This is a genomic window from Serratia sp. ASV30, from assembly GCF_016428815.1.
Classification (GTDB): domain Bacteria; phylum Pseudomonadota; class Gammaproteobacteria; order Enterobacterales; family Enterobacteriaceae; genus Chania; species Chania fonticola_C.
On sequence record NZ_JAELTL010000063.1, the window covers coordinates 1 to 20015 of the forward strand.

General features: G+C 55.5%; 19 protein-coding genes. 15 read left to right on the forward strand and 4 right to left on the reverse strand.

Features of this window, described 5'->3' with window-relative positions; translation table 11 throughout:
- Positions 1–309 (forward strand): hypothetical protein (locus JHD74_RS21555; protein ID WP_199063477.1); only part of this gene is annotated, 309 nt, incomplete at its 5' end.
- A gap of 196 nt (positions 310–505) precedes the next feature.
- Here JHD74_RS21555 and JHD74_RS21560 read toward each other — a convergent pair.
- Positions 506–2494: an autotransporter outer membrane beta-barrel domain-containing protein gene (locus JHD74_RS21560; protein ID WP_199063478.1), complete on the reverse strand. Its 1989-nt coding sequence runs from the start codon at positions 2492–2494 to the stop codon at positions 506–508.
- A gap of 193 nt (positions 2495–2687) precedes the next feature.
- Between JHD74_RS21560 and JHD74_RS21565 the strand changes: the two genes are divergently transcribed.
- From JHD74_RS21565 to ghrB, 14 genes are all read left to right on the forward strand, one after another.
- Positions 2688–3260 carry a DNA-3-methyladenine glycosylase I gene (locus JHD74_RS21565; RefSeq protein ID WP_065683433.1) on the forward strand — a complete coding sequence of 191 codons (573 nt, stop codon included), beginning with the start codon at positions 2688–2690 and terminating at the stop codon, positions 3258–3260.
- The gene (locus JHD74_RS21570) at positions 3257–3703 is read left to right on the forward strand and encodes an N-acetyltransferase (RefSeq protein WP_024527336.1); all 447 of its coding nucleotides are present in this window, start codon (positions 3257–3259) and stop codon (positions 3701–3703) included. The genes JHD74_RS21565 and JHD74_RS21570 overlap by 4 nt, the downstream gene beginning before the upstream one ends.
- A 76-nt stretch (positions 3704–3779) precedes the next feature.
- Complete coding sequence (locus JHD74_RS21575) at positions 3780–4511, forward strand: MurR/RpiR family transcriptional regulator (RefSeq protein ID WP_199063479.1); 732 nt, start codon at positions 3780–3782, stop codon at positions 4509–4511.
- Positions 4512–4687: 176 nt separating this feature from the next.
- Complete coding sequence (locus JHD74_RS21580; protein WP_024527337.1) at positions 4688–6196, forward strand: PTS transporter subunit EIIC; 1509 nt, start codon at positions 4688–4690, stop codon at positions 6194–6196.
- A 26-nt stretch (positions 6197–6222) separates the two neighbouring features.
- Positions 6223–7659, forward strand: coding sequence for a 6-phospho-beta-glucosidase (locus JHD74_RS21585; RefSeq protein ID WP_024527338.1), 1437 nt, complete (start codon positions 6223–6225; stop codon positions 7657–7659).
- A 279-nt stretch (positions 7660–7938) separates the two neighbouring features.
- The gene (locus tag JHD74_RS21590) at positions 7939–8598 is read left to right on the forward strand and encodes an OmpA family lipoprotein (RefSeq protein WP_024527339.1); all 660 of its coding nucleotides are present in this window, start codon (positions 7939–7941) and stop codon (positions 8596–8598) included.
- Positions 8599–8716: 118 nt separating this feature from the next.
- Entirely contained in the window at positions 8717–9724 is a 1008-nt protein-coding gene (locus tag JHD74_RS21595; protein WP_065683430.1) for a LacI family DNA-binding transcriptional regulator, read from the forward strand.
- A 129-nt stretch (positions 9725–9853) separates the two neighbouring features.
- Positions 9854–11980 (forward strand): alpha-galactosidase, encoded by a 2127-nt coding sequence (locus JHD74_RS21600; protein ID WP_199063480.1) that lies wholly within the window; start codon positions 9854–9856, stop codon positions 11978–11980.
- Between the two features lie 82 nt (positions 11981–12062).
- Positions 12063–13334 carry an MFS transporter gene (locus JHD74_RS21605; protein WP_199063481.1) on the forward strand — a complete coding sequence of 424 codons (1272 nt, stop codon included), beginning with the start codon at positions 12063–12065 and terminating at the stop codon, positions 13332–13334.
- A 70-nt stretch (positions 13335–13404) separates the two neighbouring features.
- Complete coding sequence (locus JHD74_RS21610) at positions 13405–14439, forward strand: LacI family DNA-binding transcriptional regulator (protein WP_199063482.1); 1035 nt, start codon at positions 13405–13407, stop codon at positions 14437–14439.
- A gap of 545 nt (positions 14440–14984) precedes the next feature.
- Entirely contained in the window at positions 14985–15743 is a 759-nt protein-coding gene (locus JHD74_RS21615; RefSeq protein ID WP_161713276.1) for a sugar phosphate isomerase/epimerase, read from the forward strand.
- Complete coding sequence (locus JHD74_RS21620) at positions 15740–16687, forward strand: sugar kinase (protein ID WP_098929336.1); 948 nt, start codon at positions 15740–15742, stop codon at positions 16685–16687. The genes JHD74_RS21615 and JHD74_RS21620 overlap by 4 nt, the downstream gene beginning before the upstream one ends.
- Before the next feature lie 122 nt (positions 16688–16809).
- Positions 16810–18078 (forward strand): MFS transporter, encoded by a 1269-nt coding sequence (locus JHD74_RS21625; RefSeq protein ID WP_199063483.1) that lies wholly within the window; start codon positions 16810–16812, stop codon positions 18076–18078.
- 81 nt (positions 18079–18159) lie between these two features.
- Positions 18160–19134, forward strand: a complete 975-nt coding sequence (ghrB, locus tag JHD74_RS21630; RefSeq protein ID WP_024527347.1) for a glyoxylate/hydroxypyruvate reductase GhrB — start codon at positions 18160–18162, stop codon at positions 19132–19134.
- On the opposite strand, the gene JHD74_RS21635 is transcribed toward ghrB, so the two are convergent.
- The 3 genes from JHD74_RS21635 to JHD74_RS21645 are packed head-to-tail and all read right to left on the reverse strand — an operon-like array spanning position 19109 to position 19873.
- Positions 19109–19336 (reverse strand): hypothetical protein, encoded by a 228-nt coding sequence (locus JHD74_RS21635; protein WP_143182264.1) that lies wholly within the window; start codon positions 19334–19336, stop codon positions 19109–19111. The two genes, ghrB and JHD74_RS21635, sit on opposite strands and share 26 nt — an antisense overlap.
- Positions 19337–19347: 11 nt before the next feature.
- Positions 19348–19635: a type II toxin-antitoxin system RelE/ParE family toxin gene (locus tag JHD74_RS21640; RefSeq protein ID WP_071784396.1), complete on the reverse strand. Its 288-nt coding sequence runs from the start codon at positions 19633–19635 to the stop codon at positions 19348–19350.
- A complete protein-coding gene (locus JHD74_RS21645; protein WP_024527348.1) occupies positions 19625–19873 on the reverse strand; it encodes a CopG family ribbon-helix-helix protein in 249 nt (82 codons plus the stop codon). The genes JHD74_RS21640 and JHD74_RS21645 overlap by 11 nt, the downstream gene beginning before the upstream one ends.
- Between the last annotated feature and the right edge of the window lie 142 nt (positions 19874–20015).

A 20015-nucleotide genomic window follows, 5' to 3' on the forward strand; every position in this document is an offset into this window, starting at 1 on the left:
CCCCCCCCCCCCCCCCCCCCCCCCCCCCCCCCCCCCCCCCCCCCCCCCCCCCCCCCCCCCCCCACCCCCCCCCCCCCCCCCCCCCCCCCCCCCCCCCCCACCCCCCCCCCCCCCCCCCCCCCCAAAAAATTTTTTTTTAGTTGGCATCGTCGGCAGCGTCAGATGTGTATAAGAGACAGACCTGTTATTTATAATAATGACAACAAAATTTCCCTGGTGTTGGCCGAATTGGCTCCTGATCCTTTAAACGGGATCAGTTTTTTTTATTTAAATCTTTTGTTCTTATGGCGTAACGATAAAGTCTTTTAGGAGCAAATGATAGTTATACTAAAGTACAGTCAGACACTGTACTTTTTCGGTGAAGGGCTTGGGCAAGGCGATGGCTAACAGGGCTGACAGCCCCTGATATCAGGCACTGTCCCGTAATAATGGTAAGCACAGCTCCCTCCTATTCTTCCCGGCACCAAACCGTCTGGCACCGGGCAATTAAGTTTAAAGCCATTCTTCAAAAACGCGCACTGACCCCCACGTTGTACATAAATTGCTCACCGCTGCTCAAGCCGCTGGTTTGCGAAACCGTCGCAAACGCCGCCACCCGATCGCTCAATGGCATATTCGCCCCCAAGGTGATATCCATCCAGTTTTTATCCTGGCTGGCGCTGTCGCGGGTGAATGAGGTCTGGGTCGATTTCAATCCACCGCCTGCCCGGTAAACGCCATCACCGAACTGATGCTGATAGCTCACCTCCGCGTAAGGATTAACTACCCCGAGCTGACTATCCAATCGCCATCCTACAGCGCCGATCTGCGAATGGTAGGTCTGATCGTTGAAACGCATGGCCGTACTGTCGTCGCCATTCTCGCTATAACCGGAGACGTTGCTGTAATCCCAGGCAAACTGGGCCATCGGCCCGGTGGTGAGGTACGAAGCGATCGGGAAGTCATACCCCGCAGTAACGCGTGCGCCCCACTGCTTACCATCGGTATCGCCGGTTTCTGTACGGGTTAGCGAACCCAACTGCATACTGCGGTTAATGTCGTCGTAATTCACGCTGGCATAGTGCAAATCGGCATTAACCCATCCTTGCTCAAATAGCGTCAGGGAGCTGAAGGCCGACAGCAGCACACCGCGCGCCTTATAATCGTAACGGCTGGAAGGTTGCTGATTGTCGTTGGAACCCGAGATTAGCGCACCTATCAGCCACTCATCCGTCAGTTGATAATCCACGCCCAGCGTTAGGTTATGCGTGGTGGCGTCGCCATCCCCGGCAACTGTATTGGCAGAATAATCGTAACGTTGCCCGGCATAGCCGCCGAACACGCCCAACGACCCCTGCGGATTGCTGCTGGTGCGTAACTGCTGAAGACGGCTGTCCAAGGTAGCACGGCTATCACGCGCAAAAGCGGCGGTTGCCTGGTTGAGAGCCACCGCCTGCGCCGGGCCATCCAATACCGCCTGAATATAATCGGCGATCAGTTGATGAGCCTGCGGGCTGGGGTGGAAATGGTCGGCAAACAGATAAGCCTGCTCGCTGTTAAAACCTGGCATGGACGAACTGCATACCGCCGAAGACACTCCCGCTGGGCAGGCCATACCGGCAGTGTTGGTAAAACCAAACTGGCCCGGGTTGGCGATTGCCTCGCTGAACAGTTTGTTGACATCAACGCGCACGATATTACCGCCGCCCTGAGCCAGCAGGCGATCTTCGCTCTGGTTATAAAAATCGGTAAGCTGGGCCGCCTGGGCGCTGAAACTGTCGAAAGCCGCGCTCAGTTGGGCAGCAATGGCCTGCTGCACCAGAGGATTGCTGCTGGCCTGCTGTGCAGCGGCACCTAAAGCCTGATGGATCGCCTGCTGGCGCGAAGCGTTATCCGGCGTGGCGATAGTATTAAGCTTGCCGTACGCCGCCAGTATGGCCGCGCCCTGCACTGGCCCCAGCGCCTGCTGGATAATCAGCTCCATCAGTTGCGGGGTTGAGCCGATATTCGGTACCGTTGGCACTATCACCGTCCCGGCACCGGCGTTCAGTAAAGCGTGCACCTGCGTCGCCGCAGCCAAGGCGCTAGTGAAGGCCACCTCCGGTGCGGTTGCCACATTCATCGCCGCAGCGGCCAGATCGTTGCCGCCAATCCAATGAATATACAAACCGTCGCCGTCGGCCCTGCCGTTAACCCGCGCAAGGTAGCTTTGTAGCTGATCCTCGGTGTTGTCCGCCGGGTTTAGCGCCGGTACGGCCACACCACCACCGGCAGCATAGTTGTAGCCACCGTTATCGGACGCCACCAGCGCAGCACCGATACGCTGGCCCAGTATTTCGTCATATAGCTGATGTTGGTTACTGTCATAAGTGAAGCGGCCGTTATTGCCGGTATCACTCAGGCTGTCGCCAAACACGTAAAGTTGATCGTAAGCCTGTGCCGTAGCACTGAGGCAAAAAGCTAACGCCACGGCAAGCACAGTTGGGGTGTGCTTGCCCTTTCTTTTCAGAGGCATAAATAGACTCCTAGTCATAGATAGAGGAAATCCTGTTCTTATCGTTGGCAGTTATCGCCATAGCCGTGTAGTAAATATTGCGGGGATTCACATAACGTCAAGTTAACTGACGATAAATCGTGCAAAGGGTTGCCAAGCGGGCGGCTTACGGCGATGATTACCTGTAAATAATTACAGCATAAGGAATCCTCGTATGGCCAACGAACGTTGCGGTTGGGTTACCGCCGATCCGCTATATCTTGAGTATCATGACCAGGAATGGGGCGTACCCACCACCGACGCACGCGAGCTGTTCGAAATGCTGTGCCTGGAAGGCCAGCAGGCGGGTCTTTCCTGGATCACCGTGCTGAAAAAGCGTGAAAACTACCGCCGTGCCTTCCACAATTTCGATCCGCAGCGCATTGCAGCCATGACCGAACAAGACGTGGCAACGCTGATGCAAGACAGCGGCATTATCCGCCATCGCGGCAAGATCGAGGCCATTATCAATAATGCCAAAGCCTATCTGGCGATGGAGGCCGCCGGAGAAGATTTTGTCACCTTTATCTGGCAGTTCGTCACCGGCAAGCCGCTGCTCAATCACTGGCAGGCGCTTGGCGAAGTCCCCGCCAAAACCGAACAGTCCGATGCCCTGTCCAAGGCGCTGAAAAAGCGCGGCTTTAAGTTTATCGGCTCAACCACCTGCTATGCCTTTATGCAGGCCAGCGGCCTGGTGAACGATCATCTTACGGGGTGCTTCTGCCACCCAAAGCAGCGCCAGGCATGATCCGTACCGCCGTTCCGGCCGATATCGAGCCGCTGATGACGCTGTGGCTGGCAAGCACCACCCAGGCCCATCCGTTTATCGCGGCCGATTATTGGCAGCAAACTGCCCAGTTGGTGCGTGAAAGCTATCTGCCGCGTGCCAAAACCTGGGTTTATCTGCACCACCAGCAGATCGCCGGTTTTATCAGCGTGCTGGATGAACGCTTTGTGGGCGCGCTGTTTGTCGATGAGCGCTTCCACGGCCAAGGCGTCGGAGCCGCGCTGATGGAGCAAGTACAGCAACAGCACGGCTGGCTAAGCCTGGAGGTATACGAGCAGAATCTGCGGGCCTGCGCCTTTTACCGCAAGCTTGGGTTCAGTGAAGTACAACGCCAGTTCAATCAGGAGACCCAGGCCCATACGCTGATCATGAACTGGGCCACCGCAGAACTGCGCCATCCCTGAAGAAGCGGCGGGCGGGCTTTGTCATCCCTGCCCGCTTCTGGTACTTTGGCAGCCAACCTTGTCAACGAGATCCAGCATGTTTACCCATATCGCCTTATCCAAGCTCAACGGTCTTGAATTGATGGTGTACAACTACGTCATCAAAAATAAGGACAAGGTTATGTATATGACCATTCGCGAACTGGCGGACGGTGCCAAGGTCTCCACCACCACGGTATTACGCTTTTGTAAGAAAATGAATTTCAGCGGCTATTCGGAATTCCGCATTCGCTTTAAACTCTATCTGGAACAGGAAGACAAGCTGCTGCTAACCTCCGGTGTCAGTGAAATTGTCAGCTTCTTCAAAAGTATTAACAATGAAGAGTTTGAGCAGTTAATTACGGATGCGGCAGCACACATTGCCAACGCGGAACGGATCATCTTTGTCGGAGCAGGAACATCCGGCACGTTAGGTAAGTACGGCGCTCGCTTTTTCTCTAACGTTGGTAAATTCAGTAATTATATCGATGACCCTTATTATCCCATCAGCAGCGATATGTATAAAAATGCGGTAGCCATTATTTTATCGGTTTCTGGAGAAACGCCGGAAATTCTTAAACTGGCCAGCCAATTTAGCCTGCATAACTGTAAAATCGTCAGCATTACCAATAGCGAAACCTCTTCACTGGCGCGCATGGCGGACTTTAATCTCTCTTACCACATGCCGCAAATCCGCATTGCCAGCGAATATGATATCACTACTCAAGTACCTGTAATGTATATATTGGAAGCGATAGGCAAAAAGCTGGCAAAAAGTCTCGGCCATTAATTTTATTAGCTAAATCACGCTAAATAACACCCTGTTTTTTGCATGTGACAAATCACTATTTCGCCATTTTGTTATATCGTGACATTCCCTTGCTGTTTGCTACTATCCCTTTAGAAATCACCTTATAGCAACAATAAAGTCCGATATTTCTGTACACCACAGATGGAGTTACGTTGATGGCAATTAATTATGCTGACTCGGCAAAAGAGATCGTACGCCTGATTGGCGGCGATAATAATGTGATTAATGTCACACATTGTGCCACACGTTTGCGATTTATTTTAAAAGACAGTAGCCAGGCCGATAAAGACACGCTGAAACGCGTCAAAGGCGTTATTACCGTTATCGAATCCAGTGGTCAATTGCAGGTGGTGATCGGCAACCACGTCGGCGATGCCTATCGGGAAGTGCTCAAGCTGGTCAATATGGATGAGAACGTGGCGGTCAGCGCGCCGAACGTCGGCATCGTCAGCCGCCTGATGGACATTATCTCCAGCATCTTCGCCCCCTTCCTGTATCCGCTGGCAGCCTGCGGGGTATTGCAGGGGCTCATCTCGCTGTTTGCCGCCTTAGGCTGGATGGATCCGGCCAGTGGCACCTATCGTATTCTGAACTTCGTTTCCTGGACCGGCTTCACCTTCCTGCCAGTGATGGTAGCCTTCACCGCCGCGAAAAAATTCAACGTCAATCCGTTCACCGCGGTGATCGCGGCCTGTGCGCTGGTCTCTCCAGACTATATGAACATGCTCACTGCCAATAAAATTCTGTTGGTAAACTCTGCCGATCCGGCCATGCAGGCCTTGATGCAGGAAGCCGTCAATAACCCACAGATTGCCAGGGTGCTGGCCGAGGTAGCCGGTATCCCGATTAACGCCGATCCCCTCACTTTCCTGGGCATGCCAGTGCAGTATCTCAGCTATACCGCCTCGGTGATCCCGATCATCCTGATGGTCTGGATCATGTCTTATGTACAGCGTTTCTTTGAACGCATCCTGCCGCTGGTGATCCGCAACCTGTTCACGCCGATGTTCTGTATCGCGATCATGGTGCCGCTGACGCTGCTGGCCTTTGGCCCGATCGGTAACATGATTGGCGGGGCCATCGGTGGCGTCTATAACACACTGTATCACCTCAGTCCTTCCATTGCCGGAGCGGTGGTAGGCGCACTGTGGATGCCGTTGGTAACGCTGGGCGTACACTGGGGGATCACGCCGGTCACCGTGGGAAACTATGCCACGCTGGGCTATGACACCTTTACCGGCCTGCAGGCCTCGCCGGTGTTTGCCATGGCGGGGGCCGTGCTGGGCGTCTATTTGAAATCCAAAGACCCGGAGATGAAGCGCGTTTCGCTGTCTGCAGGCATGACCGCGCTGTTTGGCATCACGGAACCCGCCATCTACGGCGTTGCGTTGCGTCTGAAACGCCCAATGATTTGCGGCTGTGTCGCCGGCGCGGTCGGTGGTTCCATTGCCGGAGCCTTCAACGCGGTGTCATGGAGTTATTGCCTGCCGGGGATTGCCGTGCTGCCGGTGTTCTTTAAAGAAGGCCATATGCCGCAGTTCCTTGGCTTCCTGCTGTCCATCTGCGTGGCGTTTGTGCTGGGTGCCGTACTAACCTATATCGTCGGCTTCAAAGAGGAACAGCCTGCGCCAACGGCACCGCTCAACAAGCCTGAAATGGCCTAAATTCATCTACCAAGAGAACCAACGTTATGAAAAAACAGTTACCGGATGATTTCCTGTGGGGCGGCGCGGTAGCGGCGCACCAGGTTGAAGGCGGCTGGGATCAGGGCGGTAAAGGCCCAAGCATCGTCGATGTACTGTCCAGCGGTGCCCACGGCGTCGATCGCGTGATCACCGACGGCATTGAACCTGGTTACCTCTACGCCAACCACGACGCGGTGGACTTCTATCACCGTTATAAAGGCGATATCGCGCTGTTTGCCGAAATGGGCTTCAAGTGCTTCCGCACCTCTATTGCCTGGTCGCGCATCTTCCCGCAAGGGGATGAGCTGGAGCCGAACGAGGAAGGATTACAGTTCTACGACAACCTGTTTGACGAGTTGCTGAAATACGGCATTGAGCCGGTGATCACCCTTTCCCATTTCGAGATGCCATGGCATCTAGTGAAAGAGTATGGCGGCTGGAAGAATCGCAAGGTGGTCGATTTTTTTGTGCGCTTTAGCGAAGTGGTCATCTCCCGTTACCAGCACAAAGTGAAGTACTGGATGACCTTCAACGAGATCAACAACCAGCGCAACTGGAAGACCCCGCTGTTCGGCTACTGCTGTTCAGGGGTGATTTTCACCCAGGAACCGAACCCGGAAGAGTGCATGTACCAGGTGCTGCACCATCAGTTTGTCGCCAGCGCACAGGTGGTCAAACTGGGGCATGCCATCAACCCGGCATTGCAGATTGGCTGCATGATCGCCATGGTGCCGCTGTATCCGTTCTCCTGTAATCCGGATGATGTGATGTATGCGCAAGAGGCGATGCGTGAACGCTTCCTGTTTGGCGATGTGCATATGCGCGGCTATTACCCGTCCTACATTCTGCACGAATGGGAGCGCAAGGGTTACCACATCCAGATGCAGCCGGAAGATGAGCAGATCCTGCGTGAAGGTTGTGCGGACTATATCGGCCTGAGCTACTACATGAGTAACGCGGTGCAGGCGGACTCCATCGGCACGGGCACGGCGCTGGCCGGTTTTGAAGGCAGCGTGCCGAACCCTTATGTGAAAGCGTCCGACTGGGGCTGGCAGATCGATCCGGTGGGGCTGCGCTATACGCTCAACATCCTCTATGAACGCTACCAGAAGCCGCTGTTTATCGTCGAGAACGGCTTCGGTGCGCTGGATAAGCCCGAGGCCGATGGCCAGATCCACGACGATTACCGCATCGCCTATCTCCGCTCGCATATCGAGCAGATGAAAAAAGCGGTGATAGACGACGGCGTTGAGCTGATGGGCTTTACTCCCTGGGGCTGTATCGACTGCGTGTCCTTCACCACCGGGCAATACAGTAAGCGCTACGGTTTTATTTACGTGGATAAGCACGACGACGGCAGCGGCAGCTTTGCCCGCTCGAAGAAACAGAGCTTCGACTGGTATCGCCGCGTGATCGCCAGCAATGGCGAAACGTTGGCTTAACCGCATCTCATCGGGGCGAAACTCTTCGCCCCTTTGTCCTAAAGATCACCCCTTCCTGCATTAATTCAGTTTGTTCTGGTTCCCAAGCGGCGATTTGGCGGCTACCTTCCTGCCTGGCTTACAGGTTTATAATTTGTCACGATTTTTATCGGAACTGCTGGCCAAAAGGTACGTCATAGTTGCGCGGCCCGTTTGGGGCTCGCGGCTGAATGCCGATGATTTAGCGCCTCCAGTTTGGAGTAGCGCACGCAGATATCCCTGCTTTTAAAGGAACTAACAATGAAAAAACGCATTGCGATAATTGCTGGTGCAGTAGCCGTTGCCATGACGCTATCGGCTTGTACCACCAACCCTTACACCGGGGAGTCAGAAGCCGGCAAATCCGGTATTGGCGCTGGCGTTGGCGCAGCCCTGGGTGCCGGTATCGGCATGATCTCTTCATCCAAAAAAGACCGGGGTAAAGGCGCGCTGATCGGCGCCGCAGCCGGTGCCGCATTGGGCGGTGGAGCCGGATACTACATGGACGTGCAGGAAGCCAAACTGCGCGACAAAATGAAAGGCACTGGCGTTAGCGTTACCCGTCAGGGCGATAATATCGTGCTGAATATGCCAAACAACGTGACCTTCGATACCGACAGCAGCACGCTGAAACCGGCGGGTGCCAACACCCTGACCGGCGTGGCGATGGTGCTGAAAGAGTATGAAAAAACCGCCGTCAACGTGGTGGGTTACACCGACAGCACCGGGGCTCGCGCGCATAATATGACGCTGTCCCAACAACGTGCAGACGGTGTGGCCAGCGCGCTGATCACCCAAGGGGTCGCCGCCAACCGCATCCGTTCAATCGGTGCCGGCCCGGATAACCCGATTGCCTCCAACAGCACCACCGCAGGCAAGGCGCAAAACCGCCGCGTTGAGATCACCCTCAGCCCGCTGTAAGCACAGAGTGCGGGGCCTTTGCCCCGCCAGTTCGCATTTCCTGCCCTCATCTCTCCCGCCGGTTCCTCTGCCTGTGTTACTCTCGCCCAGCATCCCAATACCTTCTGTAGAGTGAAATATGTCCCTGAAAGCGATTGCCAAAGCATTGGATCTCTCCGTTACCACCGTGAGTCGCGCCCTGAATGGCTACGGCGACGTCGCCCAAGATACGCGCCAACGGGTAGAGGCTGAGGCAGAGCGTTTGGGTTATCGCCCCAATACCCTGGCACGCCGTTTGAAAATGGGCAAAATCGACGCCGTTGGGCTGGTTTTCCCGTTCAATAACTACACGTTAAGTAACTCTACCTTGATGGAAATGATCGGTTGTATCAGCAATGAGTTGGTACGCCACGAGATCGATCTGCTGTTGGTGGCAGATGATGCGCCCCATCATGCCTTTACTCGCCTGATTGCCAGCAAACGTGTTGATGCGTTGATTGTCGCCCATACGCTAGACAACGATCCACGTCTACAGGAATTACAGCGGCTTAACTTCCCCTTTCTGGCGCTGGGCCGCAGCCAGCTGGAGAAAGATTACGCCTGGTTTGATTTTGATAACCGCGCTGGCAGCCTGATGGCCGTGGACTATCTGGTGGCGCTTGGCCACCGGAAAATTGCCTATCTGGGCGAAAATAACCAGCAGTCGTTTATCAGCCAGCGCCGCCAAGGGTATCTGGATGGATTGGCCAGCCACCAACTGCAACAACGTGACGATTATCTGTGCAGTATCACGCCAAGCCGTCGCGCGGGTTATCTGACCACCCAAGCGTTATTGGCGTTGGCCGATCCGCCGACGGCAATCATTACCGACTGCAACGGTCACGGCGAGGGAGCAGCAATGGCGCTACGTGATGCCGATAAACTCGGCCCCGGAGGGGTTTCTCTGGTGGTGTATGACGGATTACCAGCAGAAAGCCTGCTCGACCTGCCTGTAGCCGCCATAGTCCAAGCCACCCGCGCGGAAGTCGGCCAACAAATCGCGCAAATGACCCTTGGCCTGATCCGTGGTGAACCGCTGCAAAAATTACAGGTACTGTGGCAACCGGTGCTAAAACCCAACCCTGACGAACTCCCCCTGACCTCCTGATCGTTTAAAACAACGCCGTTTTTTGCCCGACCAGATCACAGATCCGAAACGTTTAGGTTTTAATCCGAAACGTTTCGGATCAATGATGACGCCACTGAGTTGAGCCAAAGATCGTAAAGGAGTCAAAAGATGGAACCCACCATTGTGCGGTTAACCAGCCCCACGACCGACGTCATTGTTCGTTGCCAGCCGTTTGCCGAAATTCTCTATTGGGGCCCCCATTTAAGCGGGTTTATGCCGGAGGATGTATTGACGTTGAGCCGGGCTGTGCCAAACGGCAGGCTGGATGTAGATACACCTCTGACGCTGGCGGCAGAATCTGGACGCGGTCTGTTTGGCTCGCCGGGAGTGGAAGGCCATCGTGACGGCTACGATTGGTCACCCGTGTTCACTACCAGCGAAATCACGCATCAGGACAATCAGTTGCTGATCCTGGCAGAAGACCCACAGGCAGGGCTGCAACTACGCAGCGAACTGCAATTGGACAGCGCCAGCGGCGTGCTAAAAATGCGCCATACGTTGATCAATCACCATGCTGCTCGTTACTGGGTTAACCGCTTGGCGTTGACACTGCCATTGCCTGAGCGTGCTGGTGAAGTAATGGCGTTCCATGGCCGCTGGATCCGCGAGTTCCAACCGCACCGCGTCACCCTTGAGCATGGCGGGTACCTGCAGGAAAACCGCCGAGGTCGCAGCTCTCATGAATACTTCCCCGGCATGATGGTAGGTAGCCGTGGCTTCAGCGAGCAACAGGGGGAAGTCTGGGGTATCCATCTTGGCTGGAGCGGCAACCATCGTCTGCGCGCCGATGTGAAAACCGATGGTCGCCGCCTGTTGCAGGCAGAGGCCCTGTACCTGCCAGGCGAGCAGGAGTTGGAAGGCGGAGCCAGCCTAAGCACACCCTGGCTGTATGCTGCCAGCTCTCGCACTGGTCTGAATGCTCTTAGCCAGCAGTTTCACCGTTATGTCCGCCAGAATATTCTGCGCTTCCCCGACCACAGGCCGCGCCCCGTGCATCTCAATACCTGGGAGGGCATCTATTTCGACCACCAGCCCGAATACATCATGCAGATGGCCACCAAGTCGGCCGAACTGGGTGTAGAACGCTTTATCATTGATGACGGCTGGTTCCGTGGACGCGACCACGATCGTGCCGCACTTGGCGACTGGTACCTGGACGAGAAAAAATACCCGAACGGGCTGGCTCCGGTGATCGAGCATGTTAAACAACTAGGCATGGAATTCGGTATCTGGGTGGAGCCAGAGATGATCAATCCAGATTCCGATCTGTTCCGGGCTCACCCCGACTGGGTGTTAGGTTTACCGGGCTATCAGCAACCTACCGGCCGTTTTCAGTACGTGCTCGATCTGTGCAACCCACAGGTCTTCGAATACCTGCTGGAACGCATGAACTGGCTACTGAGCAATCATGATATCGACTACATCAAGTGGGACATGAACCGCGAGATAGTACAACCCGCTCACCTTGGCCGCGCCTCGCTGACAGCCCAGACCGAGCAATTCTATCGCTTGCTGGATAGCTTGAGGGAACGCTTCCCGCAGGTGGAATTCGAATCTTGCGCCTCCGGTGGGGGCCGTATTGATTTTGAGGTCCTGCAACGCTGCCACCGCTTCTGGACCTCCGACAACAACGACGCGCTGGAACGCCAAACCATTCAACGCGGCATGAGCTATTTCTTCCCCCCGGAAGTGATGGGCTCACACATCGGCAACCGACGGTGTCACGCCACCGAACGTCAGCACAGCATCGGTTTTCGCGGCCTGACGGCGTTGTTCGGTCACATGGGTATAGAACTTGACCCGGTTAAAGAAGGCGACACTGAACAGCTTGGTTTCGTCCGCTATGTGGCGTTGCACAAATCTCTCCGGCCATTGCTACATAGCGGCGATGTTATCCGTATCGATCATCACGACCCAAGCACCCAGATTAATGGCGTGGTTGCCCCAGGACAGGAGCGAGCTGTCATTTTGGTCAGCCAGTTGACGATGCCGAATCACCAACTGCCGGGTAATTTGCGCATTCCAGGGTTGAGGCCGGATGCTCGTTACCGCATCACCCTGCTGGATACCCCGCCGCTTATTCACCAGCAGCAGGGCGGCCATACCATGCGCCAGTTGCCCGCCTGGATGAAACAGCCCTGCGACGTTAGCGGGGAATGGCTGGCACAGGTTGGCCTGGCGTTACCGGTACTGGATCCGGAAAGCGCCATGCTGATCGGCCTGGAACAGCTCTGAGTTATCCCATAGATTTGCAGGTGCAGCGCTCACCACAGCGAGCCGCTGCACACCCAAAGCTCGTCGTGGAAGGACAATCACCATGAACGCCACCGTCTGTACCTATAAAAATAACCGTAACTTCTGGATATTTGGCGCTTTCTTTTTCCTCTACTTTTTCATTATGGCCACCTGCTTTCCGTTTCTGCCGATCTGGCTGTCGGAAGTCATCGGGCTGAATAAAACCGAAACTGGCCTGGTATTTTCCTGTCTGTCTCTGTTTGCCATTCTATTTCAACCCATTTTCGGCATTATTTCCGATAAGCTCGGGCTGAAAAAACATCTGCTTTGGGTGATTACCCTGTTGCTGTTTTTCTTTGCTCCCTTCTTCCTCTACGTCTTTGCACCGTTGTTGAAAATGAACGTCTTGCTCGGAGCCATGGTGGGCGGGGCCTATATCGGATTTGCTTTCTCAGGGGGGGCTGGAGCCGTTGAGGCTTATATCGAACGAGTCAGCCGCAAAAGTGCCTTCGAATACGGCAAGGCGCGGATGTTTGGCTGTTTCGGCTGGGGGATCTGTGCGTCTACCGCCGGAGTGTTATTCAACATCAATCCGGATATCGTCTTCTGGATGGGATCTGGAGCGGCAGTGCTACTGATGCTACTCCTGATACTGGCCAACCCGCGCGAAAATCCTAACGCCATTGTCATGGCCAAGCTGGGGGCCAATCAGAGCCAGTTCAATCTGAGGATGGTGGCAGAGCTGTTCAGAATGCCGAAGATGTGGATGTTCATCCTGTATGTGGTTGGGGTAGCCTGCGTCTATGACGTGTTCGATCAACAGTTTGCCAACTTCTTTAAAACCTTCTTCAGTTCTCCCCAGCGCGGTACCGAGGTCTTCGGCTATGCGACCACCGCCGGAGAGTTGGCCAATGCGCTGATCATGTTCTGTTCGCCGTGGATTATTAACCGCATCGGGGCGAAAAATACTCTGCTGCTGGCCGGTACCATCATGTCGATACGCATTATTGGCTCCGCCTTTGCCACAACGGCACTGGAAGTCATCATGCTGAAAATGCTGCACGCGCTGGAAGTGCCTTTCTTGCTGGTCGGTTCCTTCAAGTACATCACCGCCAACTTTGATACCCGCCTTTCCGCCACGATCTATCTGATTGGTTTCCAGTTTGCCAAACAGGGGGCCGCCATCTTCCTCTCTGCCTTTGCAGGTAGCCTGTATGACCGTATGGGGTTCGCCGAAACTTACCTGATCCTCGGCAGCCTTGCCTTGGGTGTCACGCTGATTTCTGTCTTCACCCTCAGCAGCCCCGACAAGAAAATCCAGCCGCAGGCCAAAGCGCAGGAGGCCACCTCCTGACATGGGTCATTCCCGGCTTTAGGCTTGGTGTGTTAGTCTCCTTGGCATTGAACCGCAGGGGAGATTGGCTGTGAGCAGTGATAAAGCAACGCGTGCCTCAGGGCGCGCCACCATCAGTGATGTGGCAAAACACGCCCAAACCGGCAAAACCAGCGTGTCGCGCTATCTCAATGGTGAACAGCACCTGCTCTCCGACGCCCTCAAGCAACGTATCGATATGGCGATCCAGCAGCTCGACTATCGCCCAAGCCAGATGGCACGCAGCCTGAAGGGCGGACAAACGCGGCTGATCGGTCTGATCATCGCCGATATCACCAATCCCTATTCCGTCGACGTGATGCGCGGCATCGAAGCAGCCTGCCGCCAGCATGGCTTTACCCTGCTGGTCTGTAACACCAATAACGAGATCAATCAGGAACAGCATTACCTCCAGTTGCTGAGCAGCTACCGGGTGGAAGGGATTGTGGTGAACGCCGTCGGGATGCGTGAAGACGCGCTCTCCATGCTGCAACAGTCGATGCTGCCGATGGTGCTGATCGACCGTAAAATCCCCGACTTTGCCTGCGATGTGGTGGGTTTGAATAACCACGAGGCCACCGCCACCGCAACGGAACACCTGCTGCAACAGGGTTTCGAGGCTATCCTGTTCCTCAGTGAGCCGATTGGCACCGTGAATACCCGGCTTGAGCGTCTGCACGCTTTTCGCCAGACGATGGCCCAACATCCTGATTTGTCCGCCGAGCAGGCCGAAACTCCGCTAAACGACGCCGAAAAGCTGGCAACGCTATTACAGACCTTCAACACCCGCCATCGCGGGATGCGCAAAGCGGTGATCTCGGCCAACGGTGCCTTAACGCTGCAAGTTGCGCGCGCTATGCGCCACCTGGGCATGCAGTGGGGCAACGACATTGGCCTGCTGGGGTTTGACGAACTGGATTGGGCCGAACTGGCCGGGGTGGGGATCACCACCCTGAAACAGCCCACCTACCAGATAGGGCATGCCGCGCTGGAACTGCTGGTGCAGCGAATTCAGGGTCTCAATGCTCCCGTTAGCGAGCAGCTATTCTCCGGTGAGCTGATCGTTCGTGGCTCCACCCTGCGTTGACCCCTCACCCTAACCCTCTCCGTTAGTGAGAGGGGACCGATCGAGTTCGTTGATTGCTTTGCGTAACACCTTGTCTTTGTTGTTTTTCCTACCTACTTTCCGAAACTGTACGAACTCACCACTTACTCTGGCAGCGCCACACAGGGGACCGATCGAGTTCGTTTATTGTTTTGCGTAACACCTTGCCTTTATTGTTCTTACTCCCTATTTCCGAAGCTGCACGGGCTAACTACGTACTCTGGATAGCTCCCACAAGGGACCGATCGAGTTGGTCTGAAAGTACGGTGACTCATCATGTGCATTCGTTGACTCTCCTTGGATAAATGGAAGCTCAAGCCTTGCTGAGATTATCTTCGTTCTTCCAACAGAGCAGGGGCTAACAGCTCCCTCTCCCTGTGGGAGAGGGTTGGGGTGAGGGGCCATTTTTTAACCAACTCCGTGATTGCGATCATAGTTCTGCATGCTGCTGCTTTTCAATGGAACCGGTTCCATTTACCGTTACAACAACAGTAGCGGTGGTGATAGGTCACCTCAGGAGCCAAAAGATGAAGCAACAGATTATTGTAGTTACCAGCGCCTACGGCAACGACAGGGTGCAGCAACTAGGTGGCCAGGCGGCGTTGTTACCCCTGATCGCCCAGGCAGGTGCCGACGGCGTGGAAATCCGCCGTGAACTGCTTTCCCCGCAGGAGTTGGACGCTTTACCCACCCTGGCAAAAGCCCTACAACAACACCAACTGGCCGCCGTGTATTCCGCACCTGAGTCACTGTTTACGCCACAGCATACCCTGAACCCGAATCTGCCCGCCTTTTTGGCTGAGGCGAAGATCCTGCAAGCCAGCCGTCTCAAGCTGGCCTTGGGTCACTACCAGCCGGGCTTTGACTTTACCGAGTTAAAAATCGCGCTGGGGCAATCCGCAACCCAACTGGTGGTCGAGAACGATCAAACACCAGACTGCGGCATCCTGTCGTTGATGAACGCCTTTTTCCATGCGGTGGAAGCGAGCCAGTTGCCGGTCGGCATGACGTTCGACATGGCCAACTGGCATTGGGTGGGGCAAGACGCCCTGGCCGCCGCCAATCTGCTGGCCGCACACGTTGGCTATATTCATGTTAAAGCCGCCACCCTTGGCCCACGTGGCTGGCGCGCCATCGCCCTGGATGACACCGACGGTAGCTGGCGTGAAGTGCTGGCCCGCTTACCGCAGGACGTGCCGCGCGGCATCGAGTTCCCGCTACAGGGCAGCGATCTGGAGGCGGTAACCCGCCATTATGTGGATGTGTTACGCGGGGAGCAAGCATGATGAACACGCAAAATTCTTTAGACGTCGTAACGCTGGGTGAAGCCATGGCGATGTTTGTCGCCGCGCAAACGGGCGATTTGGCCGAGGTAGAAAGCTTTACCAAACGCATCGCCGGTGCCGAACTGAACGTGGCGATCGGGCTGGCCCGCCTGGGTTTGAACGTCGGCTGGGTAAGCCGGATAGGTAACGACTCCTTTGGCCGCTTTACCTTGCAACAGCTGGCGAAAGAAGGGGTTAACGCCCAGCAGGTCACCGTCGATGGCCGCTACCCAACCGGTTTTCAGCTGAAATCTAAAAACACGGATGGAACCGATCCCAGTGTGGAGTATTTCCGCAAAGGCTCCGCCGCTAGCCATCTTTCCACCGCCGATTTTGACCGCGACTACTTCGCTGGGGCGCGCCACCTGCACCTGAGTGGGGTGGCCGCAGCCCTTTCTGCCGAGTCGCTGGAGCTGTGCCATTTCGCCGCTGCCGAGATGCGCGCCCTGGGCAAAACCATCTCCTTCGACCCCAACCTGCGCCCGGTGCTGTGGTCTAGCCGGGAACTGATGATCGAACAGCTCAACAAGCTGGCCTGCGCAGCCGACTGGGTGCTGCCAGGGTTAAAAGAGGGCCAGATCCTGACCGGGCAATCCACCGCAGAAGGTATCGCCGACTTCTATCTGGAGCGCGGCGTACAGGCCGTGATCATCAAAACCGGGCCAGAGGGTGCCTGGTTTAAAACCGCCGCCGGCGACCAGGCTGCGGTACCCGCGGTCAAAGTCACCAACGTGGTAGATACCGTCGGTGCCGGAGACGGCTTCGCAGTAGGGACGCTGAGCGCCCTGCTGGAAGGCAAAACGCTGCTACAGGCAGTGCAACGCGGCAACAAGATCGGTTCGCTGGCCATCCAGGCCATCGGTGACAGCGAAGGGCTGCCAACCCGCGCCGCACTGGCAGAATAATCATTTGCTCCAATGAGCGCCCACCTCTGTCCCTACAACCGAGGCACGCCGGGAGAGCACAAGCCCCAGCGGATGGCTACAGGCCAACGCTGGTGAAAAGACTCCACTGAAGGGTTCTGCACATGAATAAAGCAACTATTGCGGCCAAACGCTGGTGGTACATCATGCCCATCGTGTTTATCACCTACAGCCTGGCCTATCTGGACCGCGCCAACTTTAGCTTTGCCTCCGCCGCCGGGATTAATGACGATCTTGGCATCACCAAAGGGATGTCATCTCTACTGGGTGCCCTGTTTTTCCTCGGCTATTTCTTCTTCCAAATTCCCGGTGCCATCTACGCCGAACGCCGCAGCGTCAAGAAGCTGATTTTCTGGTGTTTGATCCTGTGGGGCGGGTGCGCCTCGCTGACCGGCATGGTCAGCAATATCCCAATGCTGGCGGCGATCCGCTTTATCCTCGGCGTGGTGGAAGCTGCGGTAATGCCCGCGATGCTGATTTACATCAGCAACTGGTTTACCAAGTCTGAACGCTCCCGCGCCAACACCTTCCTGATCCTCGGCAATCCGGTCACGGTGTTGTGGATGTCGGTGGTTTCCGGCTACCTGATCCACGCCTTTGGCTGGCGTGAAATGTTTATCTTCGAAGGGATCCCCGCAATCATTTGGGCATTCTGCTGGTGGGTGCTGGTCAAAGACAAGCCGTCACAGGTCGGCTGGCTGAGCGATCAGGAAAAGCTGGCATTGCAACAGCAACTGGCCGAGGAGCAGAAAGGCATCAAGGCGGTACGCAACTACGCCGAAGCCTTCCGCTCGCGCAACGTGATCCTGCTGTGCATGCAATATTTTGCCTGGAGCATCGGCGTGTATGGCTTTGTGCTGTGGCTGCCTTCGATCCTGCGCAGCGGTATGCAGATGGGGATGGTTGAAGCAGGCTGGTTGTCATCGGTACCTTATCTGGCCGCCACCATTGCGATGATCGTGGTTTCCTGGGCATCGGACAAGATGCAGAACCGCAAGCTGTTTGTCTGGCCGCTGTTGCTGATCGGCGCGCTGGCCTTCTTCGCCTCCTACGCCATTGGCCCGAACCATTTCTGGATCTCCTATGGTCTGCTGGTAGTCGCCGGTGCGGCCATGTATGCGCCTTACGGTCCGTTTTTCGCCATCATTCCGGAGATGCTGCCAAGAAACGTCGCCGGGGGTGCCATGGCATTGATTAACAGTATGGGCGCGCTGGGCTCCTTCTTCGGCTCCTGGTTTGTCGGCTACCTCAACGGGGCGACCGGCAGCCCGGCAGCCTCCTATATGTTTATGGCTATCGCGCTGCTGGCCTCGGTGGGGCTGACGCTGATCGTCAAGCCTGCACGTAACGAAGCTCAGCCACAGGTGGCCTAATCTTGCGAGTGAGGGGCTCAGCCCTTCACTCTCCTGCAATATGTTATGTTGAACATCTCGTTCGCCAGATGGAGTTATTTGATGAAGCCTGCAATCGTGTTGTACAAAAGTATTCCTGCCGACCTGCGTGCCAAGCTGGACCAGCACTTTACCGTTCATGCCTTCGACGGTCTGCAACTGGACAACGCCGCCTTCGATCAGGCGCTACAACAGGCCGAAGGCATCCTCGGTTCCGGCGGCAAGATTGACGAAGCCTTTTTGCAACGCGCCCCCAAACTGCGTGCAGCATCCACCGTCTCCGTCGGTTACGACAACTTTGACGTCGCAGCGCTCAACGCCCACCGGGTGCTGTTGATGCATACCCCAACCGTCCTGACCGAAACCGTGGCCGATACCATCATGAGCCTGGTGCTGGCCACCGCACGCCGGGTGGTCGAGGTGGCCGAGCGGGTCAAGGCAGGGGAATGGCAAGGCAGCATCGGGCCTGACTGGTACGGCGTTGACGTGCATCATAAAACCATCGGCATCCTCGGCATGGGCCGCATCGGCCTGGCGCTGGCTCAGCGTGCGCACTTCGGCTTTGGCATGCCGGTGTTGTACAACGCGCGCCGTACACATGAAGAAGCAGAGCAACGCTTCAATGCACGCCGCTGCGATCTTGATACGCTGCTGGCCGAGTCTGACTTCCTGTGCATTACGCTGCCGCTCACCGAGCAAACCTTCCATCTGATTGGCCGCGAACAGCTGGCGAAGATGAAGCAGAGCGGAATTTTGATCAACGCGGGGCGTGGCCCGGTGGTGGATGAGCAAGCGCTGATTGAAGCCTTACAGGACGGCACCATTCACGCCGCTGGGTTGGATGTGTTCGAGCAAGAGCCGGTCGCGGTCGATTCACCGCTGCTGAAAATGGCCAACGTGGTCGCTTTGCCGCATATCGGTTCCGCCACCCATGAGACTCGCTACGGGATGGCCGAGTGCGCCGTGGATAACCTGATTGCCGCCTTGACCGGTACGGTCACAGAAAACTGCGTTAACCCGCAGTTGCTGAACAAGTAACCCTTATGAGATGCCAGCGTTTACCAACTGGCATCTCATCAAAAGAACCTGTAAGCGTTTCACTATTACGCAGGTGCTTACGATGTTCGGCGATTTCCAGCAGTGATAATGGACTTTCGTCACTTACTACCTCATTAATCACAGCCTGACGGACAAACTCATCACTCACTTTCTGGTGTTCTAGCGGGTCGTTGAAAACCATAATAACCTCAGTTACCAGCGTTTCTCCGGCGGTCGCCTTCGTGTATGAAATACTCTAAGAATATGTATTTCCTTATTTTTAATCCGATAAGGGATCAAGTAAGGGAACGTTTGCATGACAATTTCTCGGGTACCCATTACTCGACCAGGTCTTCCTAAAGCAGGTTGCGTAACCAGCAAGTTCACCGAGCGAACCACCTCTTTAGCAAATTCTGTCGCTACTTGCGGATCCTCTTGGTAAAGCCATTCATATTCATCATCAAAATTTGTTGCAGCTTTCCTTAGCCATTTAATTTTCATTGCTAATAGTCACCCCCATTTTCTTAAAACGGGCCGCCATTTCATCATCAGAGGCAAAGTCACCATTATCGGCTTCAACGATGGCCTGTTGAATTTCAGCAACCTGCCATGCCTCGCGGCTTAAAAAATCTTGTATCGCCTGAGTCGCCAAAAATGATTTCGTTCTGCCGGTCGCTTCTGCTAAGGCTTCAAGCTGCTCACTGAGATCGTCGGATAGCCGAACAGACATCACGCTCATAAGTTTACCTCACACTACAATGTACACATGACAATATAGATTAAAAAACCAACAGCGCATAGTCAAACCTCTCCCCCTTCCTCCTCCGCCCCCAAATTCTTACCCTGGGAGGAGGCGATTTTTTCTGCATAAAGCACACTGG

What these genes read in the sequence shown, in the direction of transcription:
- JHD74_RS21595 (WP_065683430.1), top strand. Translation starts at nt 8,717, where the DNA reads ATGTCCCTGAAAGCGATTGCCAAAGCATTGGATCTCTCCGTTACCACC.
- JHD74_RS21560 (WP_199063478.1), bottom strand. Translation starts at nt 2,494, where the DNA reads ATGCCTCTGAAAAGAAAGGGCAAGCACACCCCAACTGTGCTTGCCGTG.
- JHD74_RS21580 (WP_024527337.1), top strand. Translation starts at nt 4,688, where the DNA reads ATGGCAATTAATTATGCTGACTCGGCAAAAGAGATCGTACGCCTGATT.
- JHD74_RS21585 (WP_024527338.1), top strand. Translation starts at nt 6,223, where the DNA reads ATGAAAAAACAGTTACCGGATGATTTCCTGTGGGGCGGCGCGGTAGCG.
- JHD74_RS21640 (WP_071784396.1), bottom strand. Translation starts at nt 19,635, where the DNA reads ATGAAAATTAAATGGCTAAGGAAAGCTGCAACAAATTTTGATGATGAA.
- JHD74_RS21625 (WP_199063483.1), top strand. Translation starts at nt 16,810, where the DNA reads ATGAATAAAGCAACTATTGCGGCCAAACGCTGGTGGTACATCATGCCC.
- JHD74_RS21575 (WP_199063479.1), top strand. Translation starts at nt 3,780, where the DNA reads ATGTTTACCCATATCGCCTTATCCAAGCTCAACGGTCTTGAATTGATG.
- JHD74_RS21600 (WP_199063480.1), top strand. Translation starts at nt 9,854, where the DNA reads ATGGAACCCACCATTGTGCGGTTAACCAGCCCCACGACCGACGTCATT.
- JHD74_RS21605 (WP_199063481.1), top strand. Translation starts at nt 12,063, where the DNA reads ATGAACGCCACCGTCTGTACCTATAAAAATAACCGTAACTTCTGGATA.
- JHD74_RS21635 (WP_143182264.1), bottom strand. Translation starts at nt 19,336, where the DNA reads ATGGTTTTCAACGACCCGCTAGAACACCAGAAAGTGAGTGATGAGTTT.
- JHD74_RS21570 (WP_024527336.1), top strand. Translation starts at nt 3,257, where the DNA reads ATGATCCGTACCGCCGTTCCGGCCGATATCGAGCCGCTGATGACGCTG.
- ghrB (WP_024527347.1), top strand. Translation starts at nt 18,160, where the DNA reads ATGAAGCCTGCAATCGTGTTGTACAAAAGTATTCCTGCCGACCTGCGT.
- JHD74_RS21590 (WP_024527339.1), top strand. Translation starts at nt 7,939, where the DNA reads ATGAAAAAACGCATTGCGATAATTGCTGGTGCAGTAGCCGTTGCCATG.
- JHD74_RS21565 (WP_065683433.1), top strand. Translation starts at nt 2,688, where the DNA reads ATGGCCAACGAACGTTGCGGTTGGGTTACCGCCGATCCGCTATATCTT.
- JHD74_RS21620 (WP_098929336.1), top strand. Translation starts at nt 15,740, where the DNA reads ATGATGAACACGCAAAATTCTTTAGACGTCGTAACGCTGGGTGAAGCC.
- JHD74_RS21645 (WP_024527348.1), bottom strand. Translation starts at nt 19,873, where the DNA reads ATGAGCGTGATGTCTGTTCGGCTATCCGACGATCTCAGTGAGCAGCTT.
- JHD74_RS21615 (WP_161713276.1), top strand. Translation starts at nt 14,985, where the DNA reads ATGAAGCAACAGATTATTGTAGTTACCAGCGCCTACGGCAACGACAGG.